The organism is Pseudomonas sp. LA5, assembly GCF_028640825.1.
Classification (GTDB): domain Bacteria; phylum Pseudomonadota; class Gammaproteobacteria; order Pseudomonadales; family Pseudomonadaceae; genus Chryseomonas; species Chryseomonas aestiva.
On record NZ_JAQYZY010000057.1, the window covers coordinates 134,439 to 151,830 of the forward strand.

General features: G+C 66.9%; 15 protein-coding genes and 1 pseudogene. 11 read left to right on the forward strand and 5 right to left on the reverse strand.

Going from position 1 to position 17,392, the window contains the following annotated elements:
• Window positions 1–27: 27 nt before the first annotated feature.
• Window positions 28–933 (forward strand): DMT family transporter, encoded by a 906-nt coding sequence (locus PVZ72_RS21690; RefSeq protein ID WP_273862988.1) that lies wholly within the window; start codon window positions 28–30, stop codon window positions 931–933.
• A gap of 73 nt (window positions 934–1,006) precedes the next feature.
• On the opposite strand, the gene PVZ72_RS21695 is transcribed toward PVZ72_RS21690, so the two are convergent.
• The 4 genes and pseudogenes from PVZ72_RS21695 to PVZ72_RS21710 all read right to left on the reverse strand — a co-directional run bounded on the left by PVZ72_RS21695 (window position 1,007) and on the right by PVZ72_RS21710 (window position 4,256).
• On the reverse strand, window positions 1,007–1,162 hold the full coding sequence (locus PVZ72_RS21695; RefSeq protein ID WP_007162553.1) for a hypothetical protein: 156 nt from the start codon (window positions 1,160–1,162) through the stop codon (window positions 1,007–1,009).
• A 169-nt stretch (window positions 1,163–1,331) separates the two neighbouring features.
• Complete coding sequence (locus tag PVZ72_RS21700) at window positions 1,332–2,345, reverse strand: GlxA family transcriptional regulator (protein ID WP_133862909.1); 1,014 nt, start codon at window positions 2,343–2,345, stop codon at window positions 1,332–1,334.
• Between the two features lie 98 nt (window positions 2,346–2,443).
• Window positions 2,444–2,770, reverse strand: a pseudogene (locus tag PVZ72_RS24090) (aromatic ring-hydroxylating oxygenase subunit alpha); the annotation flags it as partial.
• A gap of 520 nt (window positions 2,771–3,290) precedes the next feature.
• Window positions 3,291–4,256: a LysR substrate-binding domain-containing protein gene (locus PVZ72_RS21710; protein WP_059313811.1), complete on the reverse strand. Its 966-nt coding sequence runs from the start codon at window positions 4,254–4,256 to the stop codon at window positions 3,291–3,293.
• 342 nt (window positions 4,257–4,598) lie between these two features.
• On the opposite strand from PVZ72_RS21710, the gene PVZ72_RS21715 reads away from it, so the two are divergent.
• From PVZ72_RS21715 to PVZ72_RS21760, 10 genes are all read left to right on the forward strand, one after another.
• Entirely contained in the window at window positions 4,599–5,633 is a 1,035-nt protein-coding gene (locus tag PVZ72_RS21715) for a quaternary amine ABC transporter ATP-binding protein (protein WP_187978540.1), read from the forward strand.
• 50 nt (window positions 5,634–5,683) lie between these two features.
• Complete coding sequence (proW, locus tag PVZ72_RS21720; protein ID WP_187978539.1) at window positions 5,684–6,640, forward strand: glycine betaine/L-proline ABC transporter permease ProW; 957 nt, start codon at window positions 5,684–5,686, stop codon at window positions 6,638–6,640.
• A gap of 46 nt (window positions 6,641–6,686) precedes the next feature.
• Complete coding sequence (gene proX, locus PVZ72_RS21725) at window positions 6,687–7,712, forward strand: glycine betaine/L-proline ABC transporter substrate-binding protein ProX (protein ID WP_187978538.1); 1,026 nt, start codon at window positions 6,687–6,689, stop codon at window positions 7,710–7,712.
• Window positions 7,713–7,917: 205 nt separating this feature from the next.
• Window positions 7,918–9,234, forward strand: coding sequence for an NAD(P)/FAD-dependent oxidoreductase (locus PVZ72_RS21730; protein ID WP_187978537.1), 1,317 nt, complete (start codon window positions 7,918–7,920; stop codon window positions 9,232–9,234).
• Window positions 9,235–9,284: 50 nt separating this feature from the next.
• The gene (locus tag PVZ72_RS21735) at window positions 9,285–10,187 is read left to right on the forward strand and encodes a dihydrodipicolinate synthase family protein (RefSeq protein ID WP_273862989.1); all 903 of its coding nucleotides are present in this window, start codon (window positions 9,285–9,287) and stop codon (window positions 10,185–10,187) included.
• A gap of 2 nt (window positions 10,188–10,189) precedes the next feature.
• Window positions 10,190–11,680 (forward strand): aldehyde dehydrogenase, encoded by a 1,491-nt coding sequence (locus PVZ72_RS21740; RefSeq protein ID WP_187978535.1) that lies wholly within the window; start codon window positions 10,190–10,192, stop codon window positions 11,678–11,680.
• A gap of 376 nt (window positions 11,681–12,056) precedes the next feature.
• Window positions 12,057–13,511, forward strand: coding sequence for an amino acid permease (locus tag PVZ72_RS21745; RefSeq protein ID WP_187978534.1), 1,455 nt, complete (start codon window positions 12,057–12,059; stop codon window positions 13,509–13,511).
• Between the two features lie 86 nt (window positions 13,512–13,597).
• Window positions 13,598–14,476 (forward strand): GntR family transcriptional regulator, encoded by an 879-nt coding sequence (locus PVZ72_RS21750; protein WP_133862901.1) that lies wholly within the window; start codon window positions 13,598–13,600, stop codon window positions 14,474–14,476.
• A gap of 79 nt (window positions 14,477–14,555) precedes the next feature.
• Window positions 14,556–15,563 (forward strand): nucleoid-associated protein YejK, encoded by a 1,008-nt coding sequence (gene yejK / locus PVZ72_RS21755; protein ID WP_017640943.1) that lies wholly within the window; start codon window positions 14,556–14,558, stop codon window positions 15,561–15,563.
• Between the two features lie 275 nt (window positions 15,564–15,838).
• On the forward strand, window positions 15,839–16,276 hold the full coding sequence (locus PVZ72_RS21760; protein WP_133862900.1) for a hypothetical protein: 438 nt from the start codon (window positions 15,839–15,841) through the stop codon (window positions 16,274–16,276).
• A gap of 319 nt (window positions 16,277–16,595) precedes the next feature.
• Here the strand turns inward: PVZ72_RS21760 and PVZ72_RS21765 are convergent, their stop codons facing one another.
• The gene (locus PVZ72_RS21765) at window positions 16,596–17,363 is read right to left on the reverse strand and encodes a hypothetical protein (protein WP_273862990.1); all 768 of its coding nucleotides are present in this window, start codon (window positions 17,361–17,363) and stop codon (window positions 16,596–16,598) included.
• Window positions 17,364–17,392: the final 29 nt, after the last annotated feature.

A 17,392-nucleotide genomic window follows, 5' to 3' on the forward strand; every position in this document is an offset into this window, starting at 1 on the left:
AGGCATCCCGTCATCTGGAGCCCGGCCATGCCTGCCATCCTGTCTTCCCCGCTGCTGCGCCAGCTCGCCCTGGTGCTGTGCTGGAGCGCCGGTTTCGTTGGTTATCGCTACGCAGCGGACCAGGCCCCTACCCTGCTGGTGACCTTCTGGCGCCTGCTGCTGGCCGCCGTGCTGCTGCTGCCCTTCGCCTGGGCCGAGGTGCGGCGATTGCCGCTGAAGATCATCGGCCAGCAGGCGGGCATCGGCGTGCTGGCCTTCGCCGGAGCGGCAGGGCCGGCCGCCAAGGCCATCGAACTGGGCGTCTCACCCGGGCTGGCGGCGCTGCTGTCGGATCTGTCGCCGCTGCTGGTGGCCCTGGGTTGCTGCCTGCTGCCGGGCCAGCGCACCAACGGGCGCCAGTGGCTCGGCCTGGGCCTGGGCCTGACGGGCGTCCTGCTGGCCACCGGCGCGGGCGTGGGACTGGGCGTGGCCCCCGGCTGGGCCTACGCCCTGCCGCTGGGCAGCGCCCTGGCCCTGGCGCTGGCGACCCTGGTGCAGAGTCGCGTGCCGCCGAGCCGACTGGCGTTGCGGACGCAGCTGTTCATCCAGCTGGCGGCCAGCAGTCTGGTGATGCTGGGGGTGGCCGGGGTGGAAGGTCCGCTGACCCCACCGCTGACCCTCGGCTTCGCCCTGGCGGTGCTCTGGTTGTTGATCCCGACCCTGCTCGGCTTCGGCCTCTACTGGCTGTGCCTGCGCCAGGGCAGCCCCCAGGCGGTGAGTGGCGCGCTCTACCTGAGTCCGCCAGTGGCGCTGCTGTGGGCCTGGGCCTGTTTCGACGAGCCGCTGGCGCCGGGCATGCTGCTCGGCCTGCTGTTCGCCCTGGCGGGCTTGCTGTGCCTGAATGCGGCGGAGCGGTCCCGGCAGCCGGAGCCGGCGCTGGCATCGGGCAGCTGACTCTGGCGGGAAGGTGCGATACTGACGGTCGTCAGCACCGGGAGGCCTCGCGTGCTGCGAGGCTGGCAGAGGGTCAGGCTTTGTCGTCGGCCTGCTCGTCGTGGTCCTTGAGCGCGGGTTTCTTGCCCGGTTGCGGCGCGTGCTCGGCATCGGGTGCGATGTCCTCGCCCTGATGCTTCTTTTCCTGCTGCACTTTCTTGTCGTGGGCGACGTTACGTGGGTCAGTCATGGGACATCCTCGCTCGGTAGGTCATCAGGTTATCCGTCGCCGCGTCAGGCAAGCCGTGTCGCGCCGGGATAAGGCTTCGAGCGGGACGGCAGGCAACCGTTCCTGTGCGCCGACGAAACGCTCTGGGGCGCGCCCTCTGCGCTTTGCCCCAAGCGCAGCGCCAGGCGGCTCAGTACTTCAACCGCCGCTCCTTGGACGGCGGATAGCCGAAGTAGGCCGAATATCTCTTGCTGAAGTGGGTGACCGAGGTGAAGCCGCAGGCCACCGCCACCTCCAGCACCGACAGGGTGGAATGCTGCAGCAGGCGGCGGCCCTCGGTGATGCGGAGCTCCAGGTAATAACGCATGGGCGCGGTGTCGAGCTGCTCGCGAAACAGCCGCTCGACCTGGCGCCGCGAGCGGCCGGCGTAGTCGCACAGCTGCTCGATGGTGAGGGGCTCCTCGATGTTGGCCTCCATCAGGGTCACCACCTCGCGCAGCGGCGGGGTCATCTGCACCTTGAGCGTCGGATTGACCTGGCGAAAGCGCGACTCCTCGAAGGCCAGAATGTTGACCAGGCCATCGGCCAGGGCGCTGCCGCACTGGGCGCCGATCCATTCGAGAAAGAGATGGAAGGCGCCGCTGGGACTGGCCGCGGTGAGGCGATCGCGATCCAGCACATGGCTTTCCGCGGAGGTCTTGCAACCGCGCACCCGTTCGCTGAAGGCGCTGCGCTGCTCGGGATGGATGGCGCAGCGATAGCCGTCCAGCATCCCGGCCTGACCCAGTTGCCAGGCGCCGTTCCACAGGCCGCAGAGGGTCACCTGCTGCTTGGCCGCGCGCAGCAGCAGCGCCTTGAGCCGCGGGTCCAGCTCCAGCGGCGTCCGCAGGCCACCACAGACCACCAGCAGATCGAAGCGGGCGCTCTCCGCGGCGCGGTAGTCGCCGTCCGGACGGATGACGATGCCGAGGTCACTGAGCACCTCGGCGCCGGTCGGGCTGTAGGTCCGGGTAGCGAAGGTCCCGGCGGCCAGCAGGTTGGCGGTGACCAGGGTATCCAGCGCCTGGGTGAAGGACGGCAGGGAAAAGTGATCAAGCAGGATGAAGCCGACCAGCCGGGAAAATTCCGGCCGCGGCCGCGTCGACTGCAACTGCAGGTAGTTCTTGCCCTGGATACCGCTGCCAAAGGTTCTCGAATCGATCACGTCCTACCGCCCCGCTCCTTGCCTCGGGCCCATCCTAGCCCAAAGCCGCGTTCCCACTTGGCGGGAGAACCGCCGCCCATCATGTCGCCAGCGACCAGGGTCCTGTCGAAATCAGCGTTCACCTTGCCGGCGAACAGCAGGCTGCCGTCCGGTTCGTAGGTCCACCTGTGATAGGGGCAGACCCGCTTGGCAACCTTGCCCTGCTCGCGCTCGCAGACCTTGGCACCGCGACGGCGACAGGCGTTATGGAAGGCCCGCACCTGACCGTCCTTGCGGCGCATCACCGCCACCGGGTAGTCGCCGATCTGCAGAGTGAGATACTGGCTGGGCTTGGCGATCTCGAAGGTGTGGCCGGCGAAGATCCAGTCGCGATGCCAGAGTCGTTCGAGGTCCTGGCGACAGACCTCGGGATCGCTGTACAGCGCGCGGGCCGGTTTCGTAGCCGAGGCAGAGGGCTTCGGGCAGGTCGCGGCCGCTGATACGGCGGCCCTGGGCGTGCAGGGCATCGGCCAGCGCCAGCAGTGCCGGGACCGCGGTGCGGCATGGCCCTTGGAGGTGAAGTGCCCCTCGTGGGCGTCCAGGCTGTCGGCGGTGAACCCTCCCGCCCAAGCCGCGCCCAGCAGATTCACCGGGGTGCCATCGAAAGGCAGGCGGCTCATGAATTCGCCACCGGGATAGTGCTTGCGCGCATAGCCATAGAGCGTCTGACCGGTGGCATTGGACACCGCCACGGCCAGGGTGCCGAGGATGTCCAGCAGGCTCTTCTGCAGGATGGCCCGGCTAGGGCGCGGTACCTGGTCGAGGGTGAGGGCTTGGCAAAAGGCGTAGGGCGACATCCGCGGACTCCCTTGTTGTTGGCTGCCGAGGTTGGCCGGCAACAGACAATGAGTCAGGGTCGGGCGCTGGCTCCAACGACTTTTTCGCCGGGCAAAGGATAACCGCAGGTCAGGCGGGCGCCCGGCCGAGACGGCCGAGCAGCCACTGCTGGAAGCGCCGCACCGCCTCGCTGTCTTCCATTTCCTCGCGGATCGACAGGTAGTGGCGGCTGTTGCGCAGGACTACCTGCTCCTGGATCGGCCGCACCAGCTGGCCCTGTTCCAGCAGCGCCGCCACCAGGTGATTCCAGCCCAGGCTGATGCCCTGGTGCGTCAGCACCATGCCGATGATCAGGTTGTAGTCGTTGGCATTGAACAGCGGCGGACGCCCGGCCGGACGCTCGTCCAGATCGATGCCCTGGAAGGCCAGCCAGACGCCCCAGTCGACGTGCTCGGCCACCTGGGAGCGACCGTAGGGACTGAGGTTGAGCAGGGCCGCGTCGCGTACCCCTTCGAGGGTGCGGATCTGCGGATGGCGTTCGAGATACAGCGGAGAGCACACCGGATAGATGATGTCGTGGAACAGCGCCGTGCTGCGATAGCCGTCGCGCACCTTGGGCATCTTGGTGATGAAGGCGTCCGGCTGCACCCCCGGCTCCATGGCCAGGAAATTCTGGGTGGTGACCAGATTCAGTTCGATCTCGGGGTGGCTGGCGAAGAAATCCGGCAGGTGCTGGGACAACCACAGTGCCGAGAACGCCGGCGAGCAGCACAGGGTGAGCATGTGCCGGGCGGTCTGGTTGCTGCGGATGCGTTCGGCGGCCTGGGCGATGTTGACGAAGGATAACTGGGCCGCATCGAAGAACAGTTCGCCCGCCGGGGTCAGCGCCACCGCGCGCCCGACCCGGCTGAACAACTGAGCCCCGAGATAGCCCTCCAACTCGCGGATCTGTCGACTGATCGCCGCCTGGGACACGCACAGCGCCTCGGCGGCGCGGGTGAAACTTGCGTACTTGGCCGCCGCGACAAAGGCCTTCACCGCGCGCAACGAAGGCATTTTCAGCAGCAGCGTATCGGGATCGACGGCTTTGGACATCGCAACTCTCGACGGACGGAAAAGGGGCGGACAAACAGTATTGGCCATGGCCGCGCGACCTTGGAGCCTTTGGAGACGCCAGGCATATTTCACGGCGACACCTCTGGCGCGCTCAGCGAAATCATAACGTGACGTTATCAAATCAGGGCTGGAAATGTTGTTGGATTTGCCCGGGGTCAGCTTATAGATTTGCTGAAAAGCCCCGTTCCGAGGGCCACCAGAACAACAAGAAGGGACCGCCGTCGTGAAGACAGACCCCCATTTCCTCTGCCCAGCATCTCTCATCAATCAGAACTGCACAGCGGTGGTGACTGCCTGTGCTGGGCGCGAAGGAGGCATGGCATGACACGCTCCGACGAAATCATCTCGGTCCGCAACATCTACAAGGTGTTCGGCTCTCAGGCGGACACCGCCATGGCACTGGTCAGGGCGGGGGCTTCCAAGGCGGAGGTGTTCGAGAAGACCGGCCAGGTCATCGGGGTCTTCGACGCCAGCTTCTCGGTCATGCGCGGCGAGATCTTCGTGATCATGGGACTGTCCGGCTCGGGCAAGTCGACCATGGTGCGGCTGTTCAATCGCCTCATCGAACCCACCGCTGGCACCATCTTCCTCAACGGCCGGGAAATCACCGGCCTCAGTGACAAGGACCTGTTGCAGGTCCGCCGCAAGGACATGGGCATGGTGTTCCAGTCCTTCGCCCTGATGCCGCATATGACGGTGCTGGACAACGTCGGCTTCGGTCTGCAGATCAGCGGCGTCGCCGAAAAGGAGCGCAACAGCCGCTCTGTCACCGCGCTGCGCCAGGTCGGCCTGGCCGGCCAGGAAAACTGCTATCCGCACCAGCTCTCCGGTGGCATGCAGCAGCGCGTGGGCCTGGCCCGGGCGCTGGCCAACGATCCAGCCATCCTGCTGATGGACGAAGCCTTCTCGGCCCTCGATCCGCTGATCCGCCACGAGATGCAGGGCGAGCTGATCAAGCTGCAGCAGCAACAGGACCGCACCATCATCTTCATCTCCCACGACATCGAGGAAGCGGTCCGCATCGGCCATCGCATCGCCATCATGGAAGGCGGCCGGGTGGTGCAGATCGGTACCCCGCGCCAGTTGCTGTGCCAGCCGGCCAACGACTACGTGCGCACCTTCTTCAACGGCTTCGACGCCAGCCGCATCCTCAAGGCCGGCGACATCGCCCAGCGGGATGCGCAGATCACCTATAGGCCCGGTCGCGAAACCCCGATCACGGCGGACACGCCGATCAGGGACATCTTCGGCACCGTGGCCCGCGCCAGTGCGCCCGTGCCGGTCGTGGACGCCGCCGGCGCCTATCAGGGCTGCATCTCCCAGGGTCGCCTGCTGAGCTATCTCGGCGGCCACTGATCGCTGTTTTCCTTTGTTGAGGGCGCGCAGGCGCGCCGGAGGCCCCGCTCATGTCCGATTTCAGCATTCTCGATCCCTTCAAGACGATCACCGTTCCGGTGGGCTCCTGGGTGGAAGCCGCGCTGCGCTACCTGGTGCACAACTTCCGCGAGGTGTTCCGCTCCATCCGCTGGCCAGTGGACCAGGTCCTGGACGGCATCCAGGCCGCGCTGATGTCGGTGCCGCCGACCGTGTTCATCCTGCTGGCCGCCCTGCTCGGCTGGCAGATCGGCGGTCGCCGCATCGGCATTCTGACCCTGGCCATGCTCACCGCCCTGGGGCTGATCGGCGTGTGGAACGATGCCATGGTCACCCTCGCCCTGGTGCTCACCTCCCTGGTGTTCTGCGCGGTGATCGGCATCCCGCTGGGCATCCTCAGCGCCCGCAGCAACCGCCTGGAAATGTGCATCCGCCCGCTGCTGGACGCCATGCAGACGCTGCCCGCCTTCGTCTACCTGGTGCCGGTGGTGATGCTGTTCGGCATCGGCAACGTGCCGGGGGTCATCGTCACCATCATCTTCTCGCTGGCACCGCTGGTGCGCCTGACCAATCTGGGCATCCGCCAGGTGCCGGAAGACAAGATCGAAGCCGCCCGTGCCTTCGGCTGCACGCCCTGGCAGATGCTGGTCAAGGTCCAGCTGCCGCTGGCCGCGCCGACCATCATGGCCGGGGTCAACCAGACCCTGATGCTGGCGCTGTCGATGGTGGTGGTGGCCTCGATGATCTCGGTCGGCGGCCTCGGCCTCATGGTCCTCAGCGGCATCGGTCGCCTGGACATGGGCCTGGCCAGCGTCGGCGGTATCGGCCTGGTGCTGCTGGCGATCTTTCTCGATCGCTTCACCCAGGCCATGGGCGAGCGCAGCGCCCACCTGGCCACCGGTCAGCGCTGGTACCACAGCGGCCCGGTCGGCCTGGTGGTGCGTCTGGTCGGCAAGAAAAAAGCGCTGCCGCAGCCGGTTACGCCTTGAACCTGCCTTTCACCGCAGAACATCAACTCACAACGACAGGTGCTCCATGAATCTTTCCGCATGCAAAAAAGCGCTCCTGACCGGCTTCGCCGCCTCCCTCCTGGGTCTGGCCCTGAGCGGCGCCGTCCATGCCGCTAGCGCCGACCACCCCGGCGCCGGGGTGAAAGTCACGCCGATTTTCCCCACCATCGCCGAAGAACGCTTTCGCGGCGAGATCGCCATCGCCGGCCTCAAGGCGCTGGGCTACGACGTCAAGGCCCCCAAGGAAACCGACTATCCGGCGCTGTTCCTGGCGCTGTCCTATGGCGACGCCGACTTCACCGTGCACATGTGGGAACACATGCACCAGGCCTTCTATGACAAGGCCGGCGGCGACGACACCATGGTCAAGGCCGGTAACGTGATGCCAGGCGTGCTGCAGGGCTTCATGATCGACAAGAAGACCGCCGACCAGTACCACATCAAGGACATCTCGGACTTCAAGAAGCCGGAAATCGCCAAGCTGTTCGACAGCAATGGCGACGGCAAGGCCGACCTTACCGGCTGCAACCCCGGCTGGGGCTGCGAGGTGATCGTCGAGCACCAGCTCAAGGCCTATGGCCTGAACGACACCGTCACCGACAACCGCGGCTCCTATTTCGCGCTGATGGCCGACACCATCCAGCGCTACAAGGACGGCAAGCCGATCTTCTACTACACCTGGGTGCCGCAGTGGATCTCCAGCGTGCTGGTGGAAGGCCGGGACGTTGTCTGGCTACCAGTGCCCTTCACCTCGCTGCCCGACGGCAAGAACGACGTGAACACCACCTTCGAGGGCAAGAACCTGGGCGCTCCCATCGACAACGTCGTGGCGGTGATCAACAAGGACTTCGCCAGGAAGAACCCCGCCGCGGTCAAGTTCCTCTCGGAGCTGAAGATCGCCACCGCCGACGAAAGCGCCCAGAACCTCAAGATGCAGAACGGCGAGAAATCGCTGGACGACATCAAGCGTCAGGCCGCCGAGTGGATCAAGGCGCACCAGGCCGAGTGGGACGGCTGGCTGGCGGACGCCCGCGCCGCTGGCCAGAAGTGATCGCCTAGACGGCGCCAGCGCGCCGTGACCGGGCAGTAGTCGGGCACAGCGCCACCACGACGTACCGGACCGCCGGGCCTGAACGGCCTGAGCCCGCGGCCCGGTCCTGAACGACCTCAAGCGACATCCTGCCTCCCCGGGAGGCGGGCAAGCCCTGTGCGCCTCGCGTTCAGGCCAGACGCTTCACCAGAGACGGTTGCGCACCATGAAAGTCCAAGCCCTGCCCGCCGACGACAACACCTGTGGCTGGTACCACACCAGTGCCCCGCGCACGCCCCGGCCCAGCCATCGCGGTCATAGCGAGGCGCCCTGGGTGGTGGTCGGCGCCGGTTTCACCGGTCTCGCTGCCGCGCGGCAGCTGGCGCTGAAGTTCCCGGACGACGAGGTGATCCTGGTGGAGGCGCAGGAGGTCGGTCTGGGCCCGGCCGGGCGCAATGCCGGCTTCGCCATCGACCTGCCCCATGACATCGGCGCCGAGGACTACATCGGCGACATCGGCATCGCCCGCACCGTGCTCAAGCTGAACCTGAGTGGCCAGGCCTACCTGCGCCGGCAGGTCGAACGCTACGGCATCGATTGCCAGCTGCAGGCCTGCGGCAAGTATCAGGCCGCCGTCGAGGAACGCGGCCTGGCAGTGCTCGACGCCTACCGGCGCGGCCTGGACAAGCTCGACCAGCCCTACCAGATGATCGAACGCGAGACCCTGCCCGAGCATCTGGGCACGGACTTCTATCAGCGGGCGCTCTATACCCCTGGCGCGGTGCTGATCCAGCCCAGCGCCCTGGTCAAGGGTTTGGCCGAGAATCTACCGACCAATGTCACGCTCTTCGAGCGCACGCCGATCCTGGACGTGGACTACGGTCCGCGCCCCGAGCTGCGGCATGCCGCTGGCCGTATCACCGCCGGCAAACTGGTGCTGGCCAACAATTCCTTCGGCCAGCACTTCGGCTTCCTGCAGGGGCGCATGCTGCCGATCTTCACCTACGGCAGTCTCACGCGGCGGTTGACGCCCGACGAGCAGGCGCTGCTGGGCGGCAAGCCCTTCTGGGGTGCCATCCCCGCCGATCCCTTCGGCACCACGGTGCGGCGTACCCCCGACCAGCGCCTGCTGATCCGCAACAGCTTCAGCTTCAACCCCGATGGCCGCAGCAATCCCAAGCATTTGCAGCGGGTGCTGCAGCGTCACCAGGCCTCCTTCGCCCGCCGCTTTCCCATGCTGCCCAAGGTGACCTTCGAGTACACCTGGGGTGGCGCCCTGGCCATGACCCGCAACCACAACGGCTTCTTCGGCCAGCTGGCCCCCAACGTCTATGGCGCCCTGGGCTGCAACGGCCTGGGGGTCACCCGCGGTACTGCCACCGGCAAGCTGCTCGCCAACTGGCTGGCCGGCGAGCGCGACGAACTGATCGATTTCCTGCTCGCCGCGCCCGGGCCCAATGCCAACCCACCGCAGCCGTTCCTCTCGGCCGGCGTCAATTTCAACCTCTTGTGGGGACAGTACCGCGCCGGCTGCGAAAGCTGACGGCCGCGCCCTCCCCGCTGACATCCGTGCAACCTCTGGAGGCTCCACCCATGAACTTCGACGGCATCTATACCCCGGCCATCACCCCGCTCAAGGCGGACGGCGCCATCGACCAGGCCGGTTTCGCCCAGGTCCTGGAATACCTGATCGAGTCCAAGGTGCACGGCATCGTGGTCGGCGGTTCCACCGGCGAGTACTACGCCCACAGCGGCGAGGAGCGCCTGGCGCTGATCGCCCAGGCCTGCGACGTGGTGGGCCGGCGCCTGCCACTGGTGATCGGCACCGGCGCCATCCGTACCGAGGATTCGGTGCAGTTCGCCCAGGCCGCCCGTGAGCACGGGGCTGATGCCCTGCTGGTCGGCACCCCGCCCTATGCCCTGCCGACCCAGCAGGAGATCGCCGAGCACGTACTGACGGTGGATCGCGCCGCCGACCTGCCGATCATGCTCTACAACTATCCGGGGCGGATGAACGTGGCCATGGGCGAGGACTTCTTCGCCGCCATCGCCGGCTGCCGCAACGTCCAGTCGATCAAGGAAAGCAGCGGCGACATGGCGAGTCTGCACCGCCACGCGGTCAAGCGCCCGGACCTGCAGCTTTCCTGCGGCTGGGACGACCAGGCCCTGGAATTCTTCGCCTGGGGCGCGCGCAGCTGGGTCTGCGCCGGCTCCAACTTCGTGCCGCACGAGCACGTGGCGCTCTACCAGGCCTGCGTGCTGGAGCAGGACTTCGCCAAGGGGCGCCGGATCATGGCGGCCATGCTGCCGCTGATGGATTACCTCGAAGGCGGCAAGTTCGTGCAGTCGATCAAGTACGGCTGCGAACTCGCCGGCCTGCCCAACGGCGGCGTGCGTGCCCCGCTCAAAGGCATGACCGCAGCCGAGCAAGCCGAACTGGCGCAGGTGATCACCGCGCTGAAGAGCAACGTCGCCCGTATCGTCCAGGGAGCCTGACCATGACCGATCTGCTGAGCAAAGCCGCCTACGCCGACCTCGCCGCCACCGTCGAGCTGCGCACCCAGGCCTTTATCGATGGCGCCTTCGTCGCCACCCGGAGCGGCCAGACCTTCGTCACCACCAACCCCGCCACTGGCGCTGAACTGGCGCAGGTGGCCGCCTGTGGCGCCGCCGACGTGGACGCCGCCGTAGCCGCCGCCAAGACCGCCTTCGAAGACGGTCGCTGGAGCGGTCTGCACCCTTCCGCGCGCAAGGCCGTGCTGCAGAAATTCGCCGCCCTGCTGGAAGAACACGCCCATGAACTGGCGGTGGTGGAGAGCCTCGACAGTGGCAAGCCGGTGCGCGAGTGCCAGACCATCGACGTACCGGAGACCATCAACACCCTGCGCTGGCACGCCGAGCTGATCGACAAGATCTACGACGCCACCGCCCCCACCGGCGCCGGCGCCCTGGCCATGGTGGTACGCGAGCCCATCGGCGTGGTCGGCCTGGTACTACCCTGGAACTTCCCGCTGCTGATGCTGGCCTGGAAGATCGGTCCCTCGCTGGCCGCTGGCTGCTCCATCGTGGTCAAGCCGGCCAAGGAGACCACCCTCAGTGCCCTGCGGGTAGCCGAGCTGGCCCACCAGGCCGGGGTGCCGGCCGGCGTGTTCAACGTGGTGCCCGGCAGTGGCAAGGAGGCCGGCGAACCCATCGGCCGGCATCCGGACATCGCCGCGGTCAGCTTTACCGGCTCCACCGACACCGGTCGGCTGTTCCTCAAGTACGCCGCCGAATCCAATCTCAAGCGCATCGTCCTGGAACTGGGCGGCAAGAACCCCGCCGTGGTGATGAACGACGTCGAGGATCTCGACCAGGTCGCCCAGCACGTGGTCAATGGCGCCTTCTGGAACATGGGCGAGAACTGCTCGGCATCGTCGCGGCTGATCGTCCATCGCGAGGTCAAGGATGCCCTGCTGGAGCGCGTCCAGGTCCACCTGCAGGACTGGCAGCTGGGCGACCCGCTGGACCCGGAGAACCGCCTGGGTTCCATGGTCAGCAAGGCGCATTTCGACAAGGTCCGTTCCTACCTGGAGCACGCCAGCGAGCAGCAGCTCAAGGTGGTGACCGGTGGCGCGACCCGCGATGGCGTCTATGTGGAGCCGACCATCGTCGACGGCGTGGCGCGTGACAGCCGCCTGTTCCGCGAGGAGATCTTCGGCCCGGTGCTGAGCGTGACCCCCTTCGATACCCTCGACGAAGCCCTGGAGCTGGCCAACGACACCGCCTACGGCCTGGCCGCCTCGGCCTACACCGGCAACCTGCGCAATGCCATCAAGCTGGCTCGCGGCATCCGTGCCGGCATCGTCACCGTCAACTGCTTCGGCGAGGGCGATGCCTCCACCCCCTTCGGCGGCTACAAGGAGTCGGGGTTCGGCGGGCGCGACAAGTCGCTGTGGGCCCACGACCAGTACACCGAGATCAAGACCATCTGGATCGACGCGTCCTGATCTCGGGCTAAAGACGCTACCCGGTCCGCTGCCGCAGCGCAGCGGACCGTCCTCCCCTGCCTGGCCGCGCTCGACCTCAGTATCCTGGCTGAAGACGTGGCGGCGGTCCGCCGTTCGCTGCTGCGCTGATCACGCCGGCTAGCGCTTGCCCTGTACCGCCTCCCGTAGCCAGAACGGCCGTGCTGGCTTCCTCGCCCGGCCGCGCACCGACGACCGCCATCCCACCTGGCGCCCTTGGCCTGCTAAGCTTCGCGGCTTTTTTGGCGCTGCCCGCGCCGACGGCCGCGGGCGTTCCGCACACCACCCTTCATTCGACGACCGCGACTGGCCGCCAGAGCCAGCGCCGGCCCCCGTTAAACTGCCAGCTGGAATTCCCATGTCCACCGCCTCTCCGAGTCTGCAGCGCCGGCTCAAGCCCCGCCACCTCAACATGATCGCCATCGGCGGCTCCATCGGCACCGGGCTGTTCGTCGCCTCCGGCGCCACCGTGGCCACCGCCGGCCCGGGCGGCGCCCTGGCGGCCTATGCGCTGATCGGCCTGATGGTCTACTTCCTCATGACCAGCCTCGGCGAGATGGCCGCCTACCAGCCGGTGTCGGGTTCCTTCTCCATCTATGGCAGTCGCTTCGTCGAGGACGGCTTCGGCTTCGCCCTCGGCTGGAACTACTGGTACAACTGGGCGGTGACCATCGCCGCCGAACTGGTGGCGGCGCAACTGGTGATGGGCTTCTGGTTTCCCGAGGTGCCCGGGCTGATCTGGAGCGCACTGTTCCTCGCGCTGATGTTCCTGCTCAATGCGGTGTCGGTGCGCGGCTTCGGCGAGAGCGAATTCTGGTTCGCGCTGATCAAGGTGGCCACCGTGGTGGTCTTCATCGGCCTGGGCCTGGCCGCCATCCTCGGCATCTTCAGCGGCATCGAGCCGCCTGGGCTGTCCGTGTTCACCCAGGGCGAGGCGCCCTTCGTCGGCGGCCTGCAGGCCATGGTCGGGGTGGCCATGATCGCCGGCTTTTCCTTCCAGGGCACCGAGCTGATCGGCATCGCCGCCGGCGAATCGGAAAATCCGCGCAAGAACGTGCCCATCGCCATCCGCCAGGTGTTCTGGCGCATCCTGATGTTCTATGTGCTGGCGATCTTCGTCATCGGCATGCTGATCCCCTATACCGATCCGCGCCTGCTGCAGAACGATGCCACCGACGTCTCCGTCTCGCCGTTCACCCTGCTGTTCGAGCGCGCCGGCCTGGCCTTCGCCGCCAGCCTGATGAACGCGGTGATCCTCTCGGCGGTGCTCTCCGCCGGCACCTCGGGCATGTACGCCTCGACGCGGATGCTGCACAGCCTGGCCGAACAGGGCAAGGCGCCGCGGCTGTTCGCCCGCGTCTCGCGCAATGGCGTGCCGCGCAACGCCCTGCTGGCCACCACCGCGGTGGGCGCCCTGTGCTTCTTCACCTCCCTGGTGGGCGACAAGGCGCTCTATGGCTGGCTGCTCAACACCTCGGGCATGTGCGGCTTCATCGCCTGGCTGGGCATCGCCGTGTCCCACCATCGCTTCCGCCAGGGCTACCTGGCGCAGGGTCGCCGGCTGGAAGACCTGCCCTACCGTGCCAAGCTGTTTCCCTTCGGGCCGCTGCTGGCCTTCGCCCTCTGCCTGGTGATCACCCTGGGGCAGAACTATGCCGCCCTGTTCGGGCCGCACGGCGTCGACTGGCTGGGCCTGGCCGCCACCTACATCAGCCTGCCGCTGTTTCTCGCCGTCTGGCTGGGCTATCGCTGCAAGCACGGCAGCCGGCTGGTTAAGCTCAAGGACATGGACGTCAGCCCGAGCGGCGACTGAGCGCTCGCCCGCGGGACCCGCCGGCTGCGCCCGGCGGGTCCCGTGCTAGCATCCCGGATCTTTCCGATCGACTCGCCAGCGCTGCCATGGGCACCACCCTCGCCTCCCAACTGATTCCCGACATCCTCACCTACATCGCCTCGCACCAGCTGGCGGTCGGCACCCGGCTGCCCGAGCGCGCCCTGGCCGAGCGGCTGCGGGTGTCGCGCTCGCCGGTGCGCAGCGCCCTGCAGCAGATGGCCGACCAGAGCCTGCTGGCGCGGCATCCCGAGGGCGGTTTCGCCGTGGCCGCCGCGGCCCTGGACGCCACGCCCCAGGCGCGCGAAGAGGTGTCCGCCAGCGAACGCCTGTACCTGACCATCGCCCGCGACCGCATCGAGGGCGAATTGCCGCTCAAGGTCACGGAAAACGAGCTGATCCGCCGCTACCAGGTCACCCGTGGGCAACTGGCCGATATCCTCAGGCGCATCGTCCAGGAAGGCTGGGCGGAGCGCCTGCCGGGCTACGGCTGGAGCTTCGTCGAAGGTCTCACCTCGCCGGATGCCTATGCCCAGAGCTATGCCTTCCGCCTGCTGATCGAGCCGGCTGGCATCCGCGACGCCGGCTTCACCCTGGATGCCGGCGAATTGCGGCGCTGCCGCGACGAGCAGGCGCTGCTGGCCGCGGGCCGGGTGTTCGAGGCCTCGCCCGCGGAGATCTTCGACGCCAACACCCGCCTGCACGAGACCATCGCCCGCTGCTCGGGCAATGCCTTCATCCTCGATGCACTGCGCCGGCTCAATCGCCTGCGCCGCTTGATCGAATACCAGAAGTCGGTGGATCGCGAGCAGGCCCAGCGCCGCTGTCAGGAGCACCTGCAGCTGATCGACCTGCTGCTCGAGGATCGCCGTGAAGAAGCCGCGGTCTTCATGACCCGCCACCTGGGCAACGCGCTGCAGGAAAAGCAGGCCACGGCGGCGCGCTGAGCCTGCGGCGCCCAGGGCCTGCCCGCCAGGACGCGGGGGCGTTAGACTGGCGGACTTTTCTCCGTTACCCGAGGCCGTCATGCCGATCCGTCACGCCATCGTCCATCTGATCGACAAGAAGCCCGACGGCCAGCCCGCGACCCTGCACGCGCGGGACGCCGAACTGGCCGACTCCCAGGCCATCGAGAATCTGCTGGCCGATCTCAACGACAGCTACAACGCCAAGCCCAACAAGGCCTGGGGCCTGTTCCACGAGGAATCCGGCGCCTATCCCTTGAGCGGCTGGCTCCATGCCTACCTGGAAGGCGAGCAGGACTTCGTCGCCTTCAGTCGCCAGGCGGTGGAGCACCTCAAGGGGCTGATGGAGAGCAGCAACCTTTCCACCGGCGGCCATGTGCTGTTCGCCCAGTACCAGCAGGGCATGACCGACTACCTGAGCATCGCTTTGCTGCACCACAGCGAGGGGGTGACCGTCACCGAGAGTCTGGAAGTGGCCCCGGCCAAGCACCTGGACCTGGGTCAGCTGCATCTGGCCGCGCGGATCAACCTTTCGGAGTGGCGCAACAACAAGCAGTCGCGCCAGTACATCTCCTTCATTCGCGGCAAGGGCGGCAAGAAGGTCTCGGATTACTTCCGCGACTTCATCGGCTGCCAGGAAGGCGTCGACGCCAAGGGCGAGACCCGGACCCTGCTCAAGGCCTTCAGCGACTACGTGGAGAGCGAGGACCTGCCGGAAGAGGCCGCCAAGGAAAAGACCGACACCCTGGTGGACTACGCCAGTAGCCAGGCCAAGCGCGGCGAGCCCATGGCCCTGGACGCCCTCTCCGAGCTGATGGATGACCAGGCACCGCGTGCCTTCTACGACTACATCCGCAACAAGGATTACGGTCTGGCCCCGGAGATCCCGGCGGACAAGCGCACCCTCAATCAATTCCGCCGCTTCACCGGCCGTGCCGAGGGGCTGTCGATCAGCTTCGAGGCGCACCTGCTGGGCTCGCGCATCGAATACGACGAAGGCCAGGATCTGCTGATCATTCGCGAGGTGCCGACCCAGCTGAAAGACCAGCTCAAGCGGCGCAATGACTAGGCTTCGTCCGAAAAGTCGCCGCGCGAAGGTCAGGCAAGGCGAAAATTCGTGAGGAAGCGGCGTTTACGAGCAGTAGATGAGCGTTCGGAACGGCTTTTCAACGCAGCCTGGCCGAGCGCAGGCACTTTTCAGCCAGGCCCCGGTGACCGCCGGGCCGCTGGACACCTGGGGTTGCAAACGCGATCACCGATCGGGCGCCCCCGGCTGGACAGCGGCCGGCCAAAGGAGGCACAAGATGTCCCTTCTTTTCCTTATCTGCCGAAAAAGTCGAAACCATGAGCCAGTACCCCTTCGAACGCCGCATCGTCATCACCCTGCAATCGAACAACGAACTGACGCTCGACGCCGCCCTCGACCAGGCCGTGTCGCGCATCAAGCAGGGCGAGATCCACGGTGGTGACGAAGGCCTGGCCACCGCCTACAGCTTCCATGTGGACACCGTCGCCGAAGGCCCCTCCGGTCCGGTGGACCTGGGCGAATACCTGGGCCGTCCGGCGACCAAGGCCGAGCAGAGCGTGGTGGACGCCGGCGTGGTCCCGCGCTTCCGCCTGGGCCAGACGGTGGCCGTGCAGGTCGGCAATGGCGAACCCAAGCCCAGCAGCATTCAGGAAGTGCGCCTTTTTCCCCAGGTGGAAGGCCCTTGCTGGCTGTACCTGGTGGAAGAGCGCGTCCACCGCGACTACCTGCCGGCGAAGAAGCTGCGGGCGATCTGAGGGCATCTTGGCGTTGGGCTTCGCTGCGCTCAGCGCCAACCTACCGCTCTGACGTAGGTTGGGTTGAGACGACTCCATTGTCGAAGCCCAAAAGACAGACCTGAGCGCCACGATGTTGGGCTTCGCTGCGCTCAGCGCCAACCTACCGACCGCGTAGGTTGGGATGAGACGGCTCCATCGTCGAAGCCCAACAGACAGGTCTGAGCGACACGATGTTGGGCATCGCTGCACTCAGCGCCAACCTACCGACCGCGTAGGTTGGGCTGAGACGGCTCCATCGTCGAAGCCCAACAGACAGGTCTTAGCCCAACAGCGCCACTCAACCAAAGGCGGCGATCTGGCGATAGAGCGACAGCGAAGGCGCCGCCGTCGCGCCGGTCATCTGGGTGAGGATGCTGCCATCCAGCGCGGTGCTCGCTTCGGCGTCCTGCCCGTCTGACGGTTGCGTCGTCCATTGGGGTGCGCCATCCGCCCCGGTGGTGACGCCAAGGGTCGGCGCCGCCAACGCGGCCGTTTCCTGAGCCGCCGCAGTCGCCACCCCGCCAGCGCTCAGGCCATCGATGAGCTGGGTGTTCAACTGACCCGACTGCCAGTCCGGTGCGCCCGGATTCAGGGTCCCCAGGATGCCGGAATCCTCGGTGGCGGCAGGTGCCCAGTTCCAGGAAGCGGACCCCTGCGCCTGCGGGGAGAGACCGGAGAAGGCCACGTTGGCGCCATCGGTACCGCGCTGCGCCCCTTCGAAATAGGCCAGCTGACGCTCAGCCGAAGTAAAGGTGCCGGAATCGTCACTGGCGATCCGGGTCAGGCTGTCGCTGTCCAGATTGGCGAAGGGATCCTGGGTGGAGGCGTCGGCATAGCGACTGTCGTCATGGTAATAGCTCACCAGCAGGTGGTTGGCCGCCTGTTTGGCCAATTGCACGCGGTCGGCACTGGCAGCCTGGGGCAGTTCGCCGAGCACGGCGGCATCGGTGCCCTGGCTGCGGATCTGCTGCTGGAGGATCTGCATGAAGCCATCGAGATCGCTGTTACCGTTCGACTGGCCCGGCAGCAATCCGGCTATGAGCTGGGCGGCGGGCGACAGATCCACCGCCACATCGGTGCCGGCTGGGATTCCCC